This window comes from Burkholderia sp. 8Y (assembly GCF_902506145.1).
Taxonomy (GTDB): Bacteria; Pseudomonadota; Gammaproteobacteria; order Burkholderiales; family Burkholderiaceae; genus Caballeronia.
The window spans coordinates 1,951,259-1,968,760 of the sequence record NZ_LR733520.1; the positions used below are offsets into that span (position 1 = coordinate 1,951,259).

The following is a 17,502-nucleotide window of genomic DNA, read 5'->3' on the forward strand; positions in this document are numbered from 1 at the left end:
GTCAGTGGCCGGCGTCGGCGGCGCGCACCACGCGGCTGGCCGGTGCGTCGGCGCTGGCGCTGCTGCGCTCGTCGTCGGGAGACGGCGCGCTGCCGGCGTTCGCATCCGTCGCTGGCGCCGTTTCGCTGCGGACTGCCTTGTCCGGACGATGGATGACGTGCCGCTCGGGTTTCTCGGCGGCGGCATACGAAGCAGCGGACGGCTCGACGTGCGTCGCGCGGATCACGGCGAGCGGCGCGGTCGCGGTTTGCTCGCCCGGCGCGCTCGCCTCCGAAGCATGACCGCGCTGACGGTCGCGTTCGCGGCGTTCCGGCGAGCGCAAGTCGAGCGCGGCCTGCACGCCGGTCACGCCCGGCACCACTTCGACCTGCGCGAGCTTGGCCGCGCGCGCGCCCTTGCGCTTCGGCTTGACGCCGAGCGTCGGCGCGGCAGCTACCACTTCGTCGAGCGCCTTCTTGGCGGCCGCCTGCTCCGCCGCGCGGCGGCTCGCCCCGGAGCCGGACACTTTCACGTCGAGCTTCGGCACCGAACATTCGACTTCGAACTGCTGGTTGTGCGCGGCGCCGTGCGTCGCGACCACCGTGTAAGTCGGCAGCGCGATCTTGTGCCCCTGCAGATATTCCTGAAGCAGCGTCTTCGCGTCCTTGCCGATCGTCCGCGGATCGATGTGATCCAGCACCGGCGTGTAGAGCCGCTTGATGACGGTCAATGCGGCGTCGAAACCACCGTCGAGGAAAATCGCGCCGAAAATGGCTTCGAGTGTATCCGCCAGAATGGACGGACGCCGAAAGCCGCCGCTACGCAGTTCACCTTCGCCCAGACGCAGGCCTTCGGATACGTTGAGCGCCTGCGCGATCTCGTAAAGTGATTGCTGTTTGACGAGGTTGGCCCGCACGCGCGAGAGATCGCCTTCGTCGAGCTTGCTGAATCGTTGGAACAAAAGCGCCGCCACCACGCAATTAAGAACGGAGTCGCCGAGAAATTCGAGCCGTTCGTTGTGCGTGGCGCTGTGACTGCGGTGGGTCATCGCCTGGCGCAGCAATTCCGCATTGCGGAATTCGTACTGCAGCCGGCTTTCCAACGGAGAAGATGGCATGGACAGAGTATAACGCGCCCGCGCGGGCGGCCGATTCCGCCCGGCGAGCCGGGAAAACGCGTGGCGAGACGGTCTTAGCCGCGCTTCTTCACGCCGTTTCGAAGCAGCGCCGCCGCGTGCGCGACGGCACTGCGATGGGTCACTGGAACGAGCCGATGCGCTTCAGGTTGCTGAAGTTCATCCAGATGAAGAACGCGCGGCCGACGATGTTCTTGTCCGGCACGAAGCCCCAGTAGCGGCTGTCGGCGCTGTTGTCGCGGTTGTCGCCCATCATGAAGTAATGACCCGGCGGCACTTTGCAGGTCACGCCCTGCGCGTTGTAGACGCAGTTGTCGCGGAACGGAAAGTCGTCCGCGCCGATGACGAACGGCGGCACTTGCGGGTTGTTCAGGATCGCATTCTTGCGGCCGTCGAGGTCTTCGACGAATTGCTTCGCGTAGCCGATGCGCTCGTCGTCGAAGTAATCCGCCTGCGGCGTTTCCGGCACAGGCTTGCCGTTGATGGTCAGCTGCTTGTTTTCGTACGCGACGGTATCGCCCGGCAGCCCGATCACGCGCTTGATGTAATCGACCGATTCGTCCTTCGGATAGCGGAACACGACCACGTCGCCGCGCGTAAGCGGCTTGCCTTGCGTCAGCTTGGTGTTCGTGATCGGCAGGCGCAGGCCGTATTCGTATTTGTTCACGAGGATGAAGTCGCCGACGAGCAGCGTCGGCACCATCGAGCCCGACGGAATCTTGAACGGCTCGACGATGAACGAGCGCACCACGAACACCGCGAGAATCACCGGGAAAAAGCTCGCCGTGTACTCGAGCCACCACGGCTGGCGCAACGCCTCGCTGCGCAGGCGCGCGCGCGTCTCTCCAGCGTTTTCATCGGCGAAACGCTCGCCCACGCGCTCCTGCTGGCGGTCGAACTCGGCCACCGCCGCATCCGCCGCGCGGCGGCGGTGCTTAACGAACATCAGTTTGTCCAGCACCCATGCAATACCCGTCACCACGACGAGGATCAAAAGAATCAATGCGAAATTCATCAATCGCTTCCAGTTGTTATCGTCGATTGTTCTGCGCCTGAAGGCGCGCGAATGTCAGTCGTCCACGCGCAGGATGGCGAGAAAAGCCTCTTGCGGAATCTCGACCGAGCCGACCTGCTTCATGCGCTTCTTGCCGGCCTTCTGCTTTTCGAGCAGCTTCTTCTTGCGCGTGATGTCGCCGCCGTAGCACTTCGCGAGCACGTTCTTGCGCAGCGCCTTGATGTTTTCCCGGGCGATGATGTTCGAGCCGATGGTCGCCTGAATCGCCACGTCGTACATCTGGCGCGGGATCAGTTCGCGCATCTTCGACGCGACTTCCCGGCCGCGGCTCTGGCTCTGCGAGCGGTGGACGATGACGGACAACGCATCTACCTTGTCGCCGTTGATCAGCATGTCGACCTTCACGACGTCCGCCGCGCGGTATTCCTTGAACTCGTAGTCCATCGACGCGTAGCCGCGCGACGTAGACTTCAGGCGGTCAAAGAAATCGAGCACGATTTCGGCCATCGGGATTTCGTACGTCAACTGCACCTGACGGCCGTGGTACTGCATGTTGATCTGCTGGCCGCGCTTGTTCGTGCACAGCGTGATGACCGAGCCGACATACTCCTGCGGCATGTACAGGTTCACGGTGACGATCGGCTCGCGCACTTCCTCGATCTTGGGAGGCTCCGGCATCTTCGCCGGGTTCTCGACCTGAATCGTGCTGCCGTCGCGCTGGACGACTTCGTAGACCACCGTCGGCGCGGTGGTAATGAGGTCCATGTCGAATTCGCGTTCGAGCCGTTCCTGCACGATTTCCATGTGCAGAAGGCCCAGGAAGCCGCAACGGAAACCGAAGCCCAGCGCCTGCGACACTTCCGGCTCGAATTGCAGCGACGCGTCGTTCAACTTCAGCTTTTCGAGCGATTCACGCAGCGCGTCGTACTGGTTCGCTTCGACCGGATACAGCCCCGCGAAAACCTGCGGCTTCACTTCCTTGAAACCCGGCAGCGGCTCGGCGGCCGGGCGATTCGCGACGGTCACGGTGTCGCCGACCTTCGCGGCCGTCAGTTCCTTGATACCCGCGATCACGAAGCCGACCTGCCCCGCCGCCAGTTGCGAAAGGTTCGTCGACTTCGGCGCGAACACGCCGAGATGCTCGACCGGATACTGCGCGCCGGTCGCCATCATCTTGATCTTGTCCTTGGGCTTCAGCGTGCCATTGAAGATGCGCACGAGCATCACGACGCCGACGTAATTGTCGAACCACGAGTCGATGATCAGCGCCTGCAGCGGCGCGTCCGGATCGCCCTTCGGCGGCGGCACTTTCGCGATCAGCGATTCGAGCACGTCTTCCACGCCCAAGCCCGTCTTTGCGCTGCAATGCACGGCGTCGGTCGCGTCGATGCCGATGACGTCTTCAATTTCCGCGATCGCGTTTTCCGGATTCGCGGCGGGCAAGTCGATCTTGTTCAGCACCGGCACGACTTCGACGCCCAGTTCGATCGCCGTATAGCAATTTGCAACGGTTTGCGCCTCGACGCCCTGACTGGCATCGACGACGAGCAGCGCGCCTTCGCAAGCGGAAAGCGAACGGCTGACTTCGTAGGAGAAGTCGACGTGTCCCGGGGTATCGATCAGATTGAGGTTGTAGACCTGGCCGTCGCGCGCCTTGTAGGTGAGCGCCGCCGTCTGCGCCTTGATCGTGATGCCGCGCTCGCGTTCCAGGTCCATCGAATCGAGCACCTGCGCTTCCATCTCACGATCGGACAGCCCGCCGCATAACTGGATGATGCGGTCCGCGAGCGTGGACTTGCCGTGATCAATGTGCGCAATGATCGAAAAGTTACGAATATGATTCATTCAGTGCCGATCAAGCGAAAAAGGCGCGCCCTCACACACGCGGAGCACGCCTTGAAAATTTGGGGAAAAACTTCTGTATTTTAGCCCAAACGGGGGTGGACAGGCGGTTTCGGCGTTGGACGCCTTCATGCGCCCCGCGCGGCGAGCGCCGTCTGCACGGCTTTCGCGTCCAGCCGGTGCTCGCACAACTCGACGCCGTCCAGCATCAGCACCGGCACGCGCTCGTTGTAACCCGCTTCCAGCAGCGGATCGTCGTCGATATCGATCCAGTCTATCGGCACGCCAAAGCGTTGCGCGATCGGCTCCAGTTCGGCGCGCATGTCCTCACAGAGATGACACCACGCGCGGCCGTACAGCAGGAACCGCGCGCCTGCGTTCGCGGTCATCGCGCTTTGTCACTTCTGCGCGGGAACGCGCGGGCGCAGCGGCACGAACTGCGTGTTGTCGCCACGGCGCACGAGAACCGCGACCATCTTGCTCGCGTCCAGACCCTGCGCGACCGATTCGAACTGCTTCGCGCTCGTGATGTCCGTGTCGCCGATCCGCATGATGATGTCGCCCTTCTGGAAGCCCGCGCGAGCCGCCGGGCCTTCGACCGCGTCCACCTGCACGCCGCTGTTGAGCTTGAGCGCCTTCTTCTGGTCGGCCGGAATGTCGCTCACGGCGAGCCCGAGCGAATTGCTCGCGCGCTCCTTCGGCTGCGGCGCGCGGCGTTGTTCCGTCTTCGCGACCTTGTCCGGCTGCATTTCCGCGATGGTGATCGGCAGATCGCGCGACTGGCCCTTGCGCCAGACGGTGATGGTGGCCTTCATGCCCGGCTTGCTGTCGCCGACCATGCGCGGCAGGTCGGTCGCGGTATCGACATTCGCGCCGTTGAACTTCAGGATGATGTCGCCCGGCTGGATGCCGGCCTTGTCCGCGGGGCCGCCCGCCTCGACGCTGCTCACGAGCGCGCCCTGCGCTCTCGGCAGGCCGAGCGAATCGGCGACGTCCTTCGTCACTTCCCCGATCGCGACCGCGATCCGACCGCGCGTGACCTTGCCCGTCGTCTTCAGCTGATCGGCCACGCGCATCGCCTCGTCGATCGGAATCGCGAACGAAATGCCCATGAAGCCGCCGGTCCGGCTGTAGATCTGCGAATTGATGCCGATGACTTCGCCCGCCATGTTGATGAGCGGACCGCCCGAGTTGCCGGGATTCACCGCCACATCGGTCTGGATGAATGGCAGGTAGTCGCCCGTGTCGCGGCCCTTGGCGCTGACGATGCCGGCTGTCACCGTATTGTCGAGGCCGAACGGCGAGCCGATGGCGAGCACCCATTCGCCGACGCGCACCTTGTTCGAATCGCCGATGGTGATGGCCGGCAGGTTCGACGCGCTGATCTTCACGACCGCGACGTCCGTGCGTTCGTCCACGCCGATGAGCCGCGCCTTGAACTCGCGCTTGTCGGTGAGCGTGACGTAAATGGTGTCCGCGTCGTCGACGACGTGCGCGTTGGTCATCACGTAGCCGTCGGTCGACAGGATGAAGCCCGAGCCGACGCCGCTGCTCTGCTCCGAGTTGTCCTGGCTGTCGTCGGGCGGCAGGCTGCGGCTGCCGCCTTTGCCTTGATCGCCTCCGCTGCCGCCACCGCCGTGACCGCCGCCACCGTTGCCGCCACCCCCATTACCGCCGCCACCGTTGCCGCGCGGCGAGCCCGGCTGTCCTGGCATCGGAATGCCGAAGAAACGGCGGAAGAACTCGGACATGTCGCCGTCATCGAGGCCGGGCGGCAAGCCGTGCATGTCGCCCGAGGAGCCGACGCGCGAAGTCGTGCGGATATTCACGACGGAAGGCCCGACCTTGTCGACGAGCGAGGTGAAGTCCGGCAGGTTCACCGTGGGCGCTGCTGCCGCCGCGTGCGAAATGAACGGCAGGCACACGGCGAGCGCCGCGGCCGCGATGAACTTGCGCAGCGAGTAGTTGCTCATGGATGGAAGGCCGAGGGATTCGATTACTTGGAAGGCTTGTATTCTATGGTAGAAGCAAATTGCTGCAACGTGGCTTGCGGCACTTCACCCAGCAAAGTAATCCAGAAATCGCCGCGACGCTTCACGAGCACATGTGTGGCGCCGCTATTACCCGCGCCTTCCTTGCGGGTATTCTTTTCGACCGGCTCGACGAACACGGAAATGGCGGCAAGGCCATCCGAGAAGACGGCCTGATCGACCGGAATCGGCGGCTGGCCCTGCTCGCTCGACGCCATCGGCCGGCGCAGTTCGCGAATCAGCCTGAAGCCGGGGATGGTCGGCTTGATTTGCCAGCCTTGCGCCTGCATGTCGACCGGCTGCACCGGCGGGCGCACGATGTTCCACCCTGCCGTGGCGCGCATGCCGCTCGCAATCGCCGCCTTATCGATGGCCCCGCCGATACGCACCTGCGAGAACGAAAGCTGTTCGAGCACCTGGCCGTCCGGATCGAGCGTCTGCGCGCGCAGCAGCAGTCCGGTCTTCGCGTCCGCCCACAGTTTGTAGGCAAAACGATAGGAATCTTTTGGATCCAGCTCGATGACTTGACTCTCGATGCCGGCGACGCGGTCATTGCCGAGCAGCTTCGGCTCGTATACCGCCAGCACCTGATCGCCGCTCGTGGCAAGCAGCGAGGGAAACGAGTCCTTGCTCTGCCGATGCTCCATGACGAGCAGATGCCGCTCCGGCACGAACGTGAACATGTCGTCGTCGTGGCGCAGCATTCGGCGCGGCGCGCCGTCGAGACTTTCGAGCGATTCGTAGTCGCCGTCGCCGTGCGTGGCGACGTGCGTGATGCGCGACGACTGAACCGTCGCGCCGCGCTGATAAAGGAACGTGCCCTCGTAGTTCTGCTGCTGGGCCGCTTCCTGAATGCGGTTGAGCAGATTGGCAGCGGTTTTGCGATCCGGCGCGTTGCCGCTGTCAGCGAACGATGCCGATGCCGCGCACAACAACGCGGCTGCGCAGACCATCAATGCCGGCAGCCGCCCCCAATATCTAGTTTTATTCAACCGCACACCTGCCTTCAGTTATTGGCTCTGCGTCGTCACCGCGGCGCGAATCAGTGGCATGGAGCCGGGCATCGCAGGCTGCTGCGAGAACTGCTGATGCGCCTCGAGGTATTGATCGAGACTCGCGTCGCGGATGATGTTCGCCTCGACGACCGGCGCTGCCGTGGTCGCCGCCGGCACGGACGCGAGCGCGACGCGCTGCACCGCATCCGGCTGGGCGACGCTCGCCACCTGCGCGCCCGGGTGGAAGCCCACGCCCTGCATCTGCGGCACGACGATCCACGTGAGCGTCGCCGCCGCGGCCGCCACCGCGAACGCAGGCACCACGCGCCGGCGCAGCATGCCGCCGCGCGCCTTCGCGGCCGATGCAGCAGGCGCCAGCACATGCGCTTCGGACTCGAAGCGCGCCGCGAACGACGTCATGAACGCGCGGCTGCGGGCCGGGCTTTCCGCGAGATCGTCGGAACGCAGCGCGTCGCCGATCAGATGATAGTCGGACCACGCCGCACGGTCCTCTCTGGCCAGTTCTGCGAGAAACTGACCGATATTTCCGATTTCGCCGAGCGATTCACCGTCGACGAACGCCGACATGCGCTCGCCGCGCGAGCTTGCCTGCGGATTTGTGTACGAATCCGCGCGCGTATTTGCGTTCGATTGCATCGAGACCGACCCCATGATGCTCCCCAATCCTTCGAAACCAGCCGTAGTGACACCAACTAACCCAGATATCGCGTCCCTGTCCCGAGGCGTGAGCCGTCTCACCAGCGTTTGCCTTCGGGAGTGTCCAACAACGGACGCAATTTTGCCGCAATGGCTTCCCGAGCACGGAAAATTCTCGATCTGACGGTGCCGATCGGGCAGTCCATCATCTCCGCGATTTCCTCGTAACTCAATCCTTCGATTTCCCGGAGCGTGATGGCGGTGCGCAATTCTTCCGGCAGCAGCGCCATCGCAGCATTGACCGTTTGAGCGATCTGCTTGCTCATCAACATTGACTCGGGCGTGTTGATATCCCTTAGTTGGTCGGCATCGGAGAAAGTTTCCGCTTCTTCCGCATCTGCTTCGGTAGAAGTGGGCGCGCGGCGTCCCTGGGTGGCCAGGTAGTTCTTCGCCGTGTTGACGGCAATGCGGTAGAGCCAAGTGTAGAACGCGGATTCGCCGCGAAACTGCGGCAGCGCGCGGTAGGCTTTGATGAAGGCGTCCTGGGCGACGTCCTCGACTTCGGCGGGGTCGCGCACGAGGCGCGAGATCAGTCGAATGATCTTGCGGTGGTATTTGGCGACCAGCAGTTCGAACGCGGCTTTGTCGCCCTTCTGCACGCGTTCGACCAGCACTTGGTCGATTTCTTTTTCGCTCACCTGGAAATCCGTTTGACTTGGGGCTGTTGCGCGGACGGGTATTGTAGCCTCACCGACTTCGCGTTATCCCGGACGCTCATCGACCGTTACAGTCGTTACAGGTACGCGCTCGCGGCGCGGCGGGCGCGTACGGCAAGCTGGCGGAAGGAGTCGGAATCGATGGAATCCGCTGCGACGAGGAGCGTGCGCGGCCTGCCTTTTTCCGATGACAACGTGAGCGCAATGAGCCGCGCGCTCCATTGCGCACAGCCGACGATCCGCCGATAGCGCGCGTGCCCCGCGCGGTCCCAGACGGTGATGCCATCCGCATGCAAGCCGATGGCAGCGGGCTGGCGGCGCGCCCAGCGCCCGGCCGCGAGCCCGAGTCCGCCCAGGCACGTGAGCGCGGCAACCGCTGCGTGAAGCAGCCCGACGTGCGGCAAGACAGCCTGAAAGACCGCTGCGTCCGCCACCGCGATGAATCCACAGACGCAGCCGAGCAGAAACCGCGACGGCCGGATCGGAATGCACGGCGGCGCGCCCGCTTCCCCATACGGCCGGTTCATGTGCGCGCCCGTCATTGCGTTCCCCGTCCTGACGAGCGCGCCGTGCTCAGTGACGCTTGAAGACGAGCGAGCCGTTCGTGCCGCCGAAGCCGAACGAGTTCTTCACCGCGACGTCGATCTTCATTTCCCGCGCCGTGTTCGCGCAGTAATCCAGGTCGCACTGCGGGTCCTGATTGAAGATGTTGATGGTCGGCGGCGAGATCTGGTGATGCACGGCAAGCACCGTGAACACCGATTCCAGCCCGCCCGCGCCGCCGAGCAGGTGCCCGGTCATCGACTTCGTGGAGTTCACGACGACGTTCTTCGCGTGATCGCCGAGCGCGCGCTTGATGCCGATGGTCTCCGCGATGTCGCCAAGCGGCGTGGACGTGCCGTGCGCGTTCACGTAGTTGACCTCGTCGGCGTTGACCTTCGCGTTCTTGAGCGCGTTGACCATCGCGCGGCGGCCGCCGTCGCCGTCTTCGGGCGGCGCCGTCATGTGATACGCGTCGCCGCTCATGCCATAGCCGAGCACTTCCGCGTAGATCTTCGCGCCGCGCGCTTTGGCGTGCTCGTATTCTTCGAGCACCATGACGCCCGCGCCTTCGCCGAGCACGAAGCCGTCGCGGTCGGTGTCCCACGGGCGGCTGGCCGTGGCGGGATCGTCGTTGCGCTGCGAGAGCGCGCGCGCCGCCGCGAAGCCGCCGATGCCGAGCGGGGAAACCGTCGCTTCCGCGCCGCCCGCGATCATCACGTCGGCGTCGCCGTATTCGATCAGACGCGACGCTTCGCCGATGCAGTGCAGGCCGGTAGTGCAGGCCGTGACCATCGACAGATTTGGGCCCTTCAGGCCGAAACGGATCGACAGATGGCCGGAGATCATGTTGATGATCGACGCGGGCACGAAGAACGGCGAGATGCGGCGCGGGCCGCGATTGAGCAGCTCCGTTTGCGTGACTTCGATCATCGGCAACCCGCCGATGCCCGAGCCGACCACCACGCCCACGCGCTCCGCGTTATCGTCCGTGATCGCGAGGCCGCTGTCCTGCATCGCCTGAACGCCCGCTGCGAAGCCGTAATGGATGAAGGTATCCATGTGGCGCGCTTCCTTGGCGGGCATGTAGTCTTCGATGTTGAAGCCCTTCACCTCGCCCGCGAAACGCGTGGAGAAGTTCGTGGCGTCGAACTTCGTGATGTTGGCGATGCCGGACGTGCCCGCCACCAGATTGGCCCAGCCGTCGGCAACGGTATTGCCGACAGGCGAAACGAGCCCAAGGCCTGTAACAACAACTCGACGACGGCTCACGGTAACCCCTTATCCATAAAATGACAAAAAGCAAAAGCCACAGCGGCCACAGGAAACCGCCCTGTGTGCCCTGTGGCTGTTAAATCGGTCTTTGCAGCGACGATGCTTCAAGCTCGAAGAGCGACGGGTCGCTGGCGCGTCCGGCCTTAGGCCTTGACGTTGGCGCGAGCGTAGTCGATCGCTTGCTGAACCGTGGTGATCTTCTCGGCTTCTTCATCGGGGATTTCCATGCCGAACTCGTCTTCCAGCGCCATCACCAGTTCGACCGTGTCGAGCGAGTCAGCGCCCAGATCGTTCACGAACGACGCTTCGTTCTTGATTTCGGCTTCCGCCACGCCCAGTTGTTCGGCGACGATCTTCTTCACGCGCTGTTCGATGTTGTCCATGCAGCCCTCCGAGGGAATAAAAGTTCAAAAATACAAGTGCGCGCATTTTATCAGGTTTGTACCCGCAAAATACGGCGCGTCAGTTCCATGCTTCGCCGCCTGCTGCGCTTCATCAAGGCGCTGGCCGACGGCCTGCATCGTTCGTTGCTGCCGCGCTGCGACGGGGCGCGCATGCCGGTGACAGCATTTTGCGCGCCTGTCTGCCGCGCGGATATTAAGCGAAATTCGGCGAAATGCCTATTACATGTACATGCCGCCGTTCACGTGCAGCGTCGTGCCCGTGATATAGCCGGCAAATGGCGACGCCAGGAACGCCACCGCATGCGCGATATCGTCCGGACTGCCGAGCCGGCCGAGCGGAATCTGCGCAGTAAGCGCGGTCCGCTGCTCTTCCGGCAGCACCTTCGTCATGTCGGTGTCGATGAAGCCCGGCGCGATGCAGTTCACGGTGATGCCGCGGCTGCCGATCTCACGGGCGAGCGCACGCGTCATCCCCGCGACGCCGGCCTTCGCCGCCGCGTAGTTCGCCTGTCCCGGATTGCCCGACGAGCCCACCACCGACGTGATGTTGATGATGCGGCCGCCGCGCGCTTTCATCATCGGGCGCAGCACAGCGCGCGACAGACGAAAGACTGCGCGCAGATTCGTGTCGATGACGGCGTCGAATTCGTCGTCCTTCATGCGCATGGCGAGCTGATCTTTGGTAATGCCCGCGTTGTTCACGAGCACGTTGAGGCCGCCGAACTCGTTCACGGTGGCGTCGATGAACGCGTCGGCCGCTGCGGCGTCGTTCACGTTTAGCACCGCGCCGCGGCCTTTTCCGCCTGCCTGCGCCAACGCTTCGCTGATACCCGCCGCGCCGCTTTCGCTCGTGGCCGTGCCGATGACCGTCGCGCCCTGACGCGCCAGTTCCAGCGCAATGGCGCGCCCGATGCCGCGCGAGGCGCCCGTGACGATAGCTACGTGATTGTCCAGATTCATGTCGTCGCCTCCTATCCAGCGATCAGTTTGCGCGTTTCCTCGAGCGAAGCGGGATCGAACACCGCGCCGCCGACGAGATTGCCGTCGATGCGCTTCGTCAGACCCGCGAGCACCTTGCCCGGACCGCATTCGATCACGTGCGTCACGCCTTCGCGCGCCATCGCCTGCACGCATTCGACCCAGCGCACGGGGCCCGCAGCCTGACGCACGAGCGCGTCCTTGATTGCAGCGGGATCCGAGACCGTGGCGACGTCGATGTTATTGATCAGCGGAATGCGCGGCGCCTCGATGCGAACGTTGGCGAGATAGTCGCGCAACTGGTCGGACGCGGGCTTGAGCAGCGACGAATGGAACGGCGCCGACACCGGCAGCGGCAATGCGCGCTTCGCGCCCTTCGCCTTCGCCACTTCGCAGGCTTTTTCGACGGCCGCCTTGGCGCCCGCGATCACGACCTGCGACGGCGCATTGAAGTTGACCGCTTCCACGACGCCCGCCGACGCGCTTTCCGCGCACACCGCGCGCACGGTGTCGTCGTCGAGGCCGAGAATCGCCGCCATGCCGCCCTCGCCGACCGGCACCGCGCTCTGCATCGCCTGCGCGCGAAAGCGCACGAGCGGCACGGCGTCCGCGAATGCGAGCGCGCCGGCCGCGACCAGCGCCGTGTATTCGCCAAGGCTGTGGCCCGCGACCAGCGCGGGCGCGAGGCCGGTCTCTTTTTCCCACACGCGGTAGATGGCGTACGCCGCCGTGAGCATGACGGGCTGCGTGTTCGTCGTCAGGTTGAGTTCTTCGGCAGGGCCTTCCGCGATCAGCTTGGCGAGATCCTGACCGAGCGCATCCGATGCCTGCTGCACCGTCTCGCGCACCACGGCGTGATCGGCGAACGCGTTGAGCATGCCGATCGATTGCGAGCCTTGGCCCGGGAAAACGAACGCAAATTTCATATCGTCCTCGTTGGATTGGAATGATCCGCGTAGGCGTCGAGGGCGCGCGCGGCGTCGCCGGTTGCGCACGCGGCGCGCGGCTTCATCGACAGCGGATCAGTTGCAGATTAAGGGAGGGAGAGGGATGAAAGAATCAGTAGCGGAATACCGACGCGCCCCACGTGAAGCCGCCGCCGACGCCCTCGATCAGCACGTTCTGTCCGCGCTTGATGCGGCCGTCGCGCACGGCGACGTCGAGCGCCAGCGGAATCGACGCCGCCGAGGTATTGCCGTGCTCGCCGACCGTCACGACCATGCGCTCCTGCGGCAAGTGCAGCTTGCGACAGGTGCTCTGCATGATGCGGATGTTCGCCTGATGCGGGATCAGCCAGTCGATTTCCTGCGGCGTCAGATGCGCTTTCTGCAGGGCTTCGATCGCGACCTTCTCGAGCACGTTGACGGCGAGCTTGAACACCGCCTGGCCGTCCATGTGCAAGAACGCGCTGCCGCTAATCACGCCGCCGTTCACGTTGCCCGGCGTGCAGAGAATGTCGGCATAGCTGCCGTCGGCGTGCAGCGCGCTCGCGAGCACGCCCGGCTCTTCCGAAGCCTGAAGCACGACCGCGCCCGCGCCGTCGCCGAACAGCACGCAGGTCGTGCGGTCCTTGAAGTCCAGAATGCGCGAGAACGTTTCCGCGCCCACGACGAGCGCCGTGCGATGCATGCCGCTACGAATGAAGCTGTCCGCCGTCGCCATGCCGTACGCGAAGCCCGAACACACGGCCTGAACGTCGAACGCCGCGCCGTTGTTCTTGATGCCCAGCTTGTTCTGCAACAGGCACGCGGTGCTCGGAAACACGAAGTCGGGCGTCGAGGTGGCGACGATGATGAGATCGATCGACTGAGGATCGATACCTGCCGCCGCGATGGCCTTTTGCGAGGCGATGAGCGCGAGGTCGCTGGTGGTTTGATCGGGAGCCGCGAAGTGCCGCGCATGGATGCCGGTGCGCGCGACGATCCATTCGTCGTTCGTCTCGACGCCTTGCTGCGCGAGACGGTCCGCCAATGCCTGATTCGTGATGCGCTCGGACGGCAGATAGCTGCCGGTGCCGAGCACGCGAGCGTAGAGATTGGATTGAGCCATTATGCCTTCGTGTGTTGCGCGGTGCCGGACGCGTCCGGCGGGTTTGGCGAGGGGTTCGGCTGGAGCGCCGCCGCGTTGGCGGACGCATCGGCAGCCGTTGCGCTCGTGCCCGCGTCTCGCGCGGACGGCGCATTCTCGTCCATCGCGCGCACGAGGCGTTCGAGCACGCCATTTTTGACCGCATCATACCCGCGTTTGATCGCCCACTCAAAGCCGTAGGCTTCCGCCGAGCCGTGACTTTTGATCACGAGTCCGCGCAGGCCGAGCAGCGCGGCACCGTTGTATTGCGCGGGATCGACGCGCTTCCTGAAACGCTTGAGCACGGGCATGGCGACGAGCGCCATCAGCTTGCTCGACAGCGAGCGCGTGAACTCTTCCTTGATCATGTCGGAGAGCATCTTGGCGAGCCCTTCCGACGTTTTCAGCGCGACATTGCCGACGAATCCATCGCACACGACCACGTCGGTCGTGCCTTTATAGATGTCGTTGCCTTCCACGTTGCCGTAGAAGTTGAGCGTGCTCGCGCGCAGCAGTTCGCCCGCGCGCTTGATCGTTTCGTTGCCCTTGATGACTTCTTCGCCGATGTTGAGCAGCCCGATGGTGGGCCGCTCGCGCCCTTCGATCGCGGACACGAGCGCGTGGCCCATCTCGGCGAACTGCAGCAGATGCTCGGGCTCGCAATCGACGTTCGCGCCGAGATCCAGCACGGTCGTGTAGCCTTTCTGGCTCGGCATGGCGAACGCGATGGCCGGCCGCTCGATGCCCGCGAGCGTTTTCAAAACATAGCGCGACACCGCCATGAGCGCGCCCGTGTTGCCGGCGGAAATGCAGGTCTGCGCCTCGCCTTCCTTCACGAGGTTGAGCGCCACGCGCATCGACGAATCTTTCTTCTTGCGCAGCGCGACTTCGACCGGATCGTCCATGGCGACGACTTCGGTCGCGGGAACGACGGTCAGGCGCGGTTCGTCGAGCGCCTTCGACTTTTTCAGCTGAGCGCGGATGGCCTGTTCGATGCCGACGAGCATCAGGTGCGCGTCGGGATGCGAGCGCACGAAATTGACAGCGGCGGGAACGGTCACGGCCGGACCGTGGTCGCCTCCCATGCAGTCAATGGTTATCTTTACGGTCATGGAAAGCGACGAATTTCAGGCACAAAAAAGCGGCAGTGAAATGCCGCCTTCTTGTCGTACCGAGAAAGTGTCAACAGCGTGCCAGGCGCGAGCCACCGAAAGACGGCGATGCACGCGCGGCAAGCGTAGAACGAACGCTTAGTCGTTCTTCGTCTTGACGACTTTCTTGCCACGATAGTAGCCGTTCGGGCTCACGTGGTGACGCAGATGCGCTTCACCCGTGCTCGGTTCGACAGCCAGCGGCGCCGTCGGGAGGAAGTCGTGGGAACGATGCATGCCGCGCTTCGACGGCGACTTCTTGTTTTGCTGAACTGCCATGATTACTCCAGAAAAATTTTGCGAATTCTAACATAGGGCGGCCCGTCTCCGCGTTCGCGGAAGAACTCCGGCCGTCCCGGCCACCGCTCGAAGCGGGAGACTGCGTGCGGCGAAGACTCGCCGCACTGCGCCATCAATGCTTCTTGTCGTCAGGATCGCTCGTCTTGAGCTTCTCCAGAACGGCAAACGGATTCGGTTTCTCAGCTTCTTCGTCGCCTTCGACAGCTTCGTCTTCCGCGCTGGCCGAAAGCAGGCTTTCATGCACTTCCGGACAAACGCTGTGCTTCGGCACGAGCGGCAAGGAGAGCAACAACTCTTCTTCGATCAAGTCGACGAGATCGAACTGGCGCGAGCCGACGATCACTTCGATTTCATCTTCGTCGAGCGGATACTCGTCCGCCTCTTCCTCCGTCGCGACGATCCGATACGTCGCATCGACGTCGAGATGCTGCGAATACGGCGAAAGGCAGCGTTGGCACGTGAGCCACACCGAACCGTGCACCGCGAGGCGCAGATAAGGCTGCGGCGCTTCCGTGCCGTCGTCCTGCAATTCCGGCTGGGTCGAGCCCTCGCCCTGCCAGGTGAAGACGGTGTCGTCCTCTGGCGCATCCGCCGGCACTTCGGCTAACATGCGCGGCATTTGCGACGTACGCAACCCACCCGCTGCCTGCCGCTTGTTCTCGGCGAAGTCGTAAAGGTCGAGCGCGCGCAGGTCAGCGGGGCTCGCAGGTTTGCCAGGATTCTGAGTCATGTGCGCTCCTGCCTATGCCGAATTGTTCGTTGTTTCATCGACCGATGCGGCGTTTCTCTGCAAGCAGCCGGCCGTCCAAGGTTCCGTGTGCCTCAGTATGCACCGGCCAGCCTTACCGGAGCACGCGTCACTCGCTCGGATTTACACCGCTTGCGTCCGCGTGGACTGTCTGCGTGGTGCTTGGTGGTGCCTGGTGATGTCTGTTCGGTCTTACTGCCCCGGCCAAACGGCCATCCCGCGCGAAACGCTCTGCCAGCCGATGAAAAGCCCAAAATCATATAGGCTTTATTCTTTCGAGTCAAATAGTTAAGGCTGCGCACGCGGTCCGTCGTTTATCTGCCCCATTCACCGGTTCCGAACATGTCGATTCCTCAAGCGCCGCGCCTCGTGCTGGCGTCCAGTTCCCCGTATCGGCGCGAGTTGCTGCAACGCCTGCGCATTCCGTTCGATGTCGTTTCGCCCGATATCGAAGAAACGCCGCTCGCCAGCGAAACGCCCGACGCCACGGCCGTGCGGCTTTCGATCGCGAAGGCGCGCGCCGCCGCGCAGCGCATGACGGACGCAGGCGGCGCGCTCGTGATCGGCTCCGATCAGGTCGCGACCCTCGATGGCCGTCAGCTCGGCAAGCCGGGCACGCACGATAACGCCATCGCGCAGCTTCGGTCGATGCGCGGCCGCAGCGTCGAGTTTCATAGCGCGCTCGCCCTCTTCGACGCGCGCACAGGCGACGTGCAATCCGCCGATATCGTCACGCGCGTGCGCTTTCGCGACTACTCCGACGCCGAAATCGAAGCCTATCTGCGCGCCGAAACGCCTTACGACTGCGCGGGAAGCGCGAAGTCGGAGGGGCTCGGCATCGCGCTTCTGGACGCGATCGACTCCGACGACCCGACGGCGCTCATCGGCCTGCCGCTCATCGCGCTGACAAAAATGCTGCGCGCCGCCGGCTTTCCTGTTCTGGGGGCGGCATGAGCGGCGTCCTGTATTTGATTCCCAACACGCTTGGAGAAGGCGACACCGCGGCGCTCGCGTCCGTGCTTCCGGAGCCGGTGCGCGCGCGGGCTGCGGCGCTCGGCTACTACATCGGCGAAAACGCGAAGACCACGCGGGCGTTCCTGAAGAAAGTCGGCACCGAGCGGCCGATTCAGGAAATCGAGATACGCGAGCTGAACGTGAACACGCCGCGCGCCGAAATCGACCGGCTGCTCGCGCCGATTCTCGCGGGCGCCGACGCGGGCCTCGTTTCGGAAGCGGGCTGTCCCGCCGTCGCCGATCCGGGCGCGCTGCTCGTGCGGCGAGCGCACGAACGCGGCGTGAAAGTGGTGCCGTTCGTCGGTCCGAGTTCGATCTTGCTGGCGCTGATGGCTTCGGGCATGAACGGCCAGAGTTTCGCGTTCAACGGCTATTTGCCGGTCGATGCCGCTGAGCGCGGCAAGCGCCTGCGCGAACTGGAACAGGTGTCGCGCAAGGCGAATCAGACGCAGATTTTCATCGAGACGCCGTACCGTAACCGCGCGATGCTCGACACGCTCGTTGCGGCCTGTGCGCCTTCGACGCTCATTTGCGTGGCCGTCGATCTGACGCTGCCGGGCGAAACCATCGTCACGCGCACGGCAGCCGACTGGAAGAAAGGGGCCGCGCCGGACCTGCACAAGCGCCCAGCCATTTTCCTGCTGCTCGCGTCGTAA

19 protein-coding genes are annotated in these 17,502 nt (G+C 64.1%); 2 read left to right on the forward strand and 17 right to left on the reverse strand.

Annotated features, from left to right (window positions below):
- Position 1 precedes the first annotated feature (1 nt).
- The 17 genes from rnc to GV035_RS19790 form a co-directional block, all read right to left on the reverse strand.
- A complete protein-coding gene (gene rnc / locus GV035_RS19710) occupies positions 2-1,096 on the reverse strand; it encodes a ribonuclease III (protein ID WP_159836654.1) in 1,095 nt (364 codons plus the stop codon).
- 139 nt (positions 1,097-1,235) lie between these two features.
- Positions 1,236-2,129, reverse strand: a complete 894-nt coding sequence (gene lepB / locus GV035_RS19715; RefSeq protein WP_159836655.1) for a signal peptidase I — start codon at positions 2,127-2,129, stop codon at positions 1,236-1,238.
- 54 nt (positions 2,130-2,183) lie between these two features.
- Positions 2,184-3,974 carry a translation elongation factor 4 gene (lepA, locus tag GV035_RS19720; RefSeq protein ID WP_159836656.1) on the reverse strand — a complete coding sequence of 597 codons (1,791 nt, stop codon included), beginning with the start codon at positions 3,972-3,974 and terminating at the stop codon, positions 2,184-2,186.
- 125 nt (positions 3,975-4,099) lie between these two features.
- Positions 4,100-4,360, reverse strand: coding sequence for a glutaredoxin family protein (locus tag GV035_RS19725; RefSeq protein WP_159836657.1), 261 nt, complete (start codon positions 4,358-4,360; stop codon positions 4,100-4,102).
- Positions 4,361-4,369: 9 nt separating this feature from the next.
- On the reverse strand, positions 4,370-5,944 hold the full coding sequence (locus tag GV035_RS19730) for a DegQ family serine endoprotease (protein WP_159836658.1): 1,575 nt from the start codon (positions 5,942-5,944) through the stop codon (positions 4,370-4,372).
- Positions 5,945-5,967: 23 nt separating this feature from the next.
- Entirely contained in the window at positions 5,968-6,954 is a 987-nt protein-coding gene (locus GV035_RS19735) for a MucB/RseB C-terminal domain-containing protein (protein WP_159838081.1), read from the reverse strand.
- A 57-nt stretch (positions 6,955-7,011) separates the two neighbouring features.
- A complete protein-coding gene (locus GV035_RS19740) occupies positions 7,012-7,668 on the reverse strand; it encodes a sigma-E factor negative regulatory protein (protein WP_442859579.1) in 657 nt (218 codons plus the stop codon).
- Positions 7,669-7,751: 83 nt separating this feature from the next.
- A complete protein-coding gene (rpoE, locus tag GV035_RS19745; RefSeq protein ID WP_159836660.1) occupies positions 7,752-8,351 on the reverse strand; it encodes an RNA polymerase sigma factor RpoE in 600 nt (199 codons plus the stop codon).
- A 95-nt stretch (positions 8,352-8,446) separates the two neighbouring features.
- Positions 8,447-8,911, reverse strand: a complete 465-nt coding sequence (locus tag GV035_RS19750) for a protein YgfX (protein ID WP_236572670.1) — start codon at positions 8,909-8,911, stop codon at positions 8,447-8,449.
- Positions 8,912-8,942: 31 nt separating this feature from the next.
- Positions 8,943-10,181 (reverse strand): beta-ketoacyl-ACP synthase II, encoded by a 1,239-nt coding sequence (gene fabF, locus GV035_RS19755; RefSeq protein WP_159836661.1) that lies wholly within the window; start codon positions 10,179-10,181, stop codon positions 8,943-8,945.
- A 146-nt stretch (positions 10,182-10,327) separates the two neighbouring features.
- Positions 10,328-10,567: an acyl carrier protein gene (acpP, locus tag GV035_RS19760; protein WP_004197638.1), complete on the reverse strand. Its 240-nt coding sequence runs from the start codon at positions 10,565-10,567 to the stop codon at positions 10,328-10,330.
- A 240-nt stretch (positions 10,568-10,807) separates the two neighbouring features.
- On the reverse strand, positions 10,808-11,548 hold the full coding sequence (fabG, locus tag GV035_RS19765) for a 3-oxoacyl-ACP reductase FabG (RefSeq protein ID WP_159836662.1): 741 nt from the start codon (positions 11,546-11,548) through the stop codon (positions 10,808-10,810).
- Between the two features lie 11 nt (positions 11,549-11,559).
- Entirely contained in the window at positions 11,560-12,492 is a 933-nt protein-coding gene (fabD, locus tag GV035_RS19770) for an ACP S-malonyltransferase (RefSeq protein ID WP_159836663.1), read from the reverse strand.
- 133 nt (positions 12,493-12,625) lie between these two features.
- The gene (locus tag GV035_RS19775; protein ID WP_159836664.1) at positions 12,626-13,615 is read right to left on the reverse strand and encodes a beta-ketoacyl-ACP synthase III; all 990 of its coding nucleotides are present in this window, start codon (positions 13,613-13,615) and stop codon (positions 12,626-12,628) included.
- Positions 13,615-14,745 (reverse strand): phosphate acyltransferase PlsX, encoded by a 1,131-nt coding sequence (gene plsX / locus GV035_RS19780; RefSeq protein ID WP_159836665.1) that lies wholly within the window; start codon positions 14,743-14,745, stop codon positions 13,615-13,617. Before plsX ends, GV035_RS19775 begins: the two co-directional genes overlap by 1 nt.
- 138 nt (positions 14,746-14,883) lie before the next feature.
- Positions 14,884-15,063 (reverse strand): 50S ribosomal protein L32, encoded by a 180-nt coding sequence (gene rpmF / locus GV035_RS19785; RefSeq protein ID WP_159836666.1) that lies wholly within the window; start codon positions 15,061-15,063, stop codon positions 14,884-14,886.
- Positions 15,064-15,196: 133 nt separating this feature from the next.
- Entirely contained in the window at positions 15,197-15,814 is a 618-nt protein-coding gene (locus GV035_RS19790; protein ID WP_159836667.1) for a YceD family protein, read from the reverse strand.
- A 360-nt stretch (positions 15,815-16,174) separates the two neighbouring features.
- On the opposite strand from GV035_RS19790, the gene GV035_RS19795 reads away from it, so the two are divergent.
- Together GV035_RS19795 and GV035_RS19800 are read left to right on the forward strand one after the other, a co-directional pair.
- On the forward strand, positions 16,175-16,786 hold the full coding sequence (locus GV035_RS19795; protein ID WP_159836668.1) for a Maf-like protein: 612 nt from the start codon (positions 16,175-16,177) through the stop codon (positions 16,784-16,786).
- Positions 16,783-17,502, forward strand: coding sequence for an SAM-dependent methyltransferase (locus GV035_RS19800; RefSeq protein WP_159836669.1), 720 nt, complete (start codon positions 16,783-16,785; stop codon positions 17,500-17,502). The genes GV035_RS19795 and GV035_RS19800 overlap by 4 nt, the downstream gene beginning before the upstream one ends.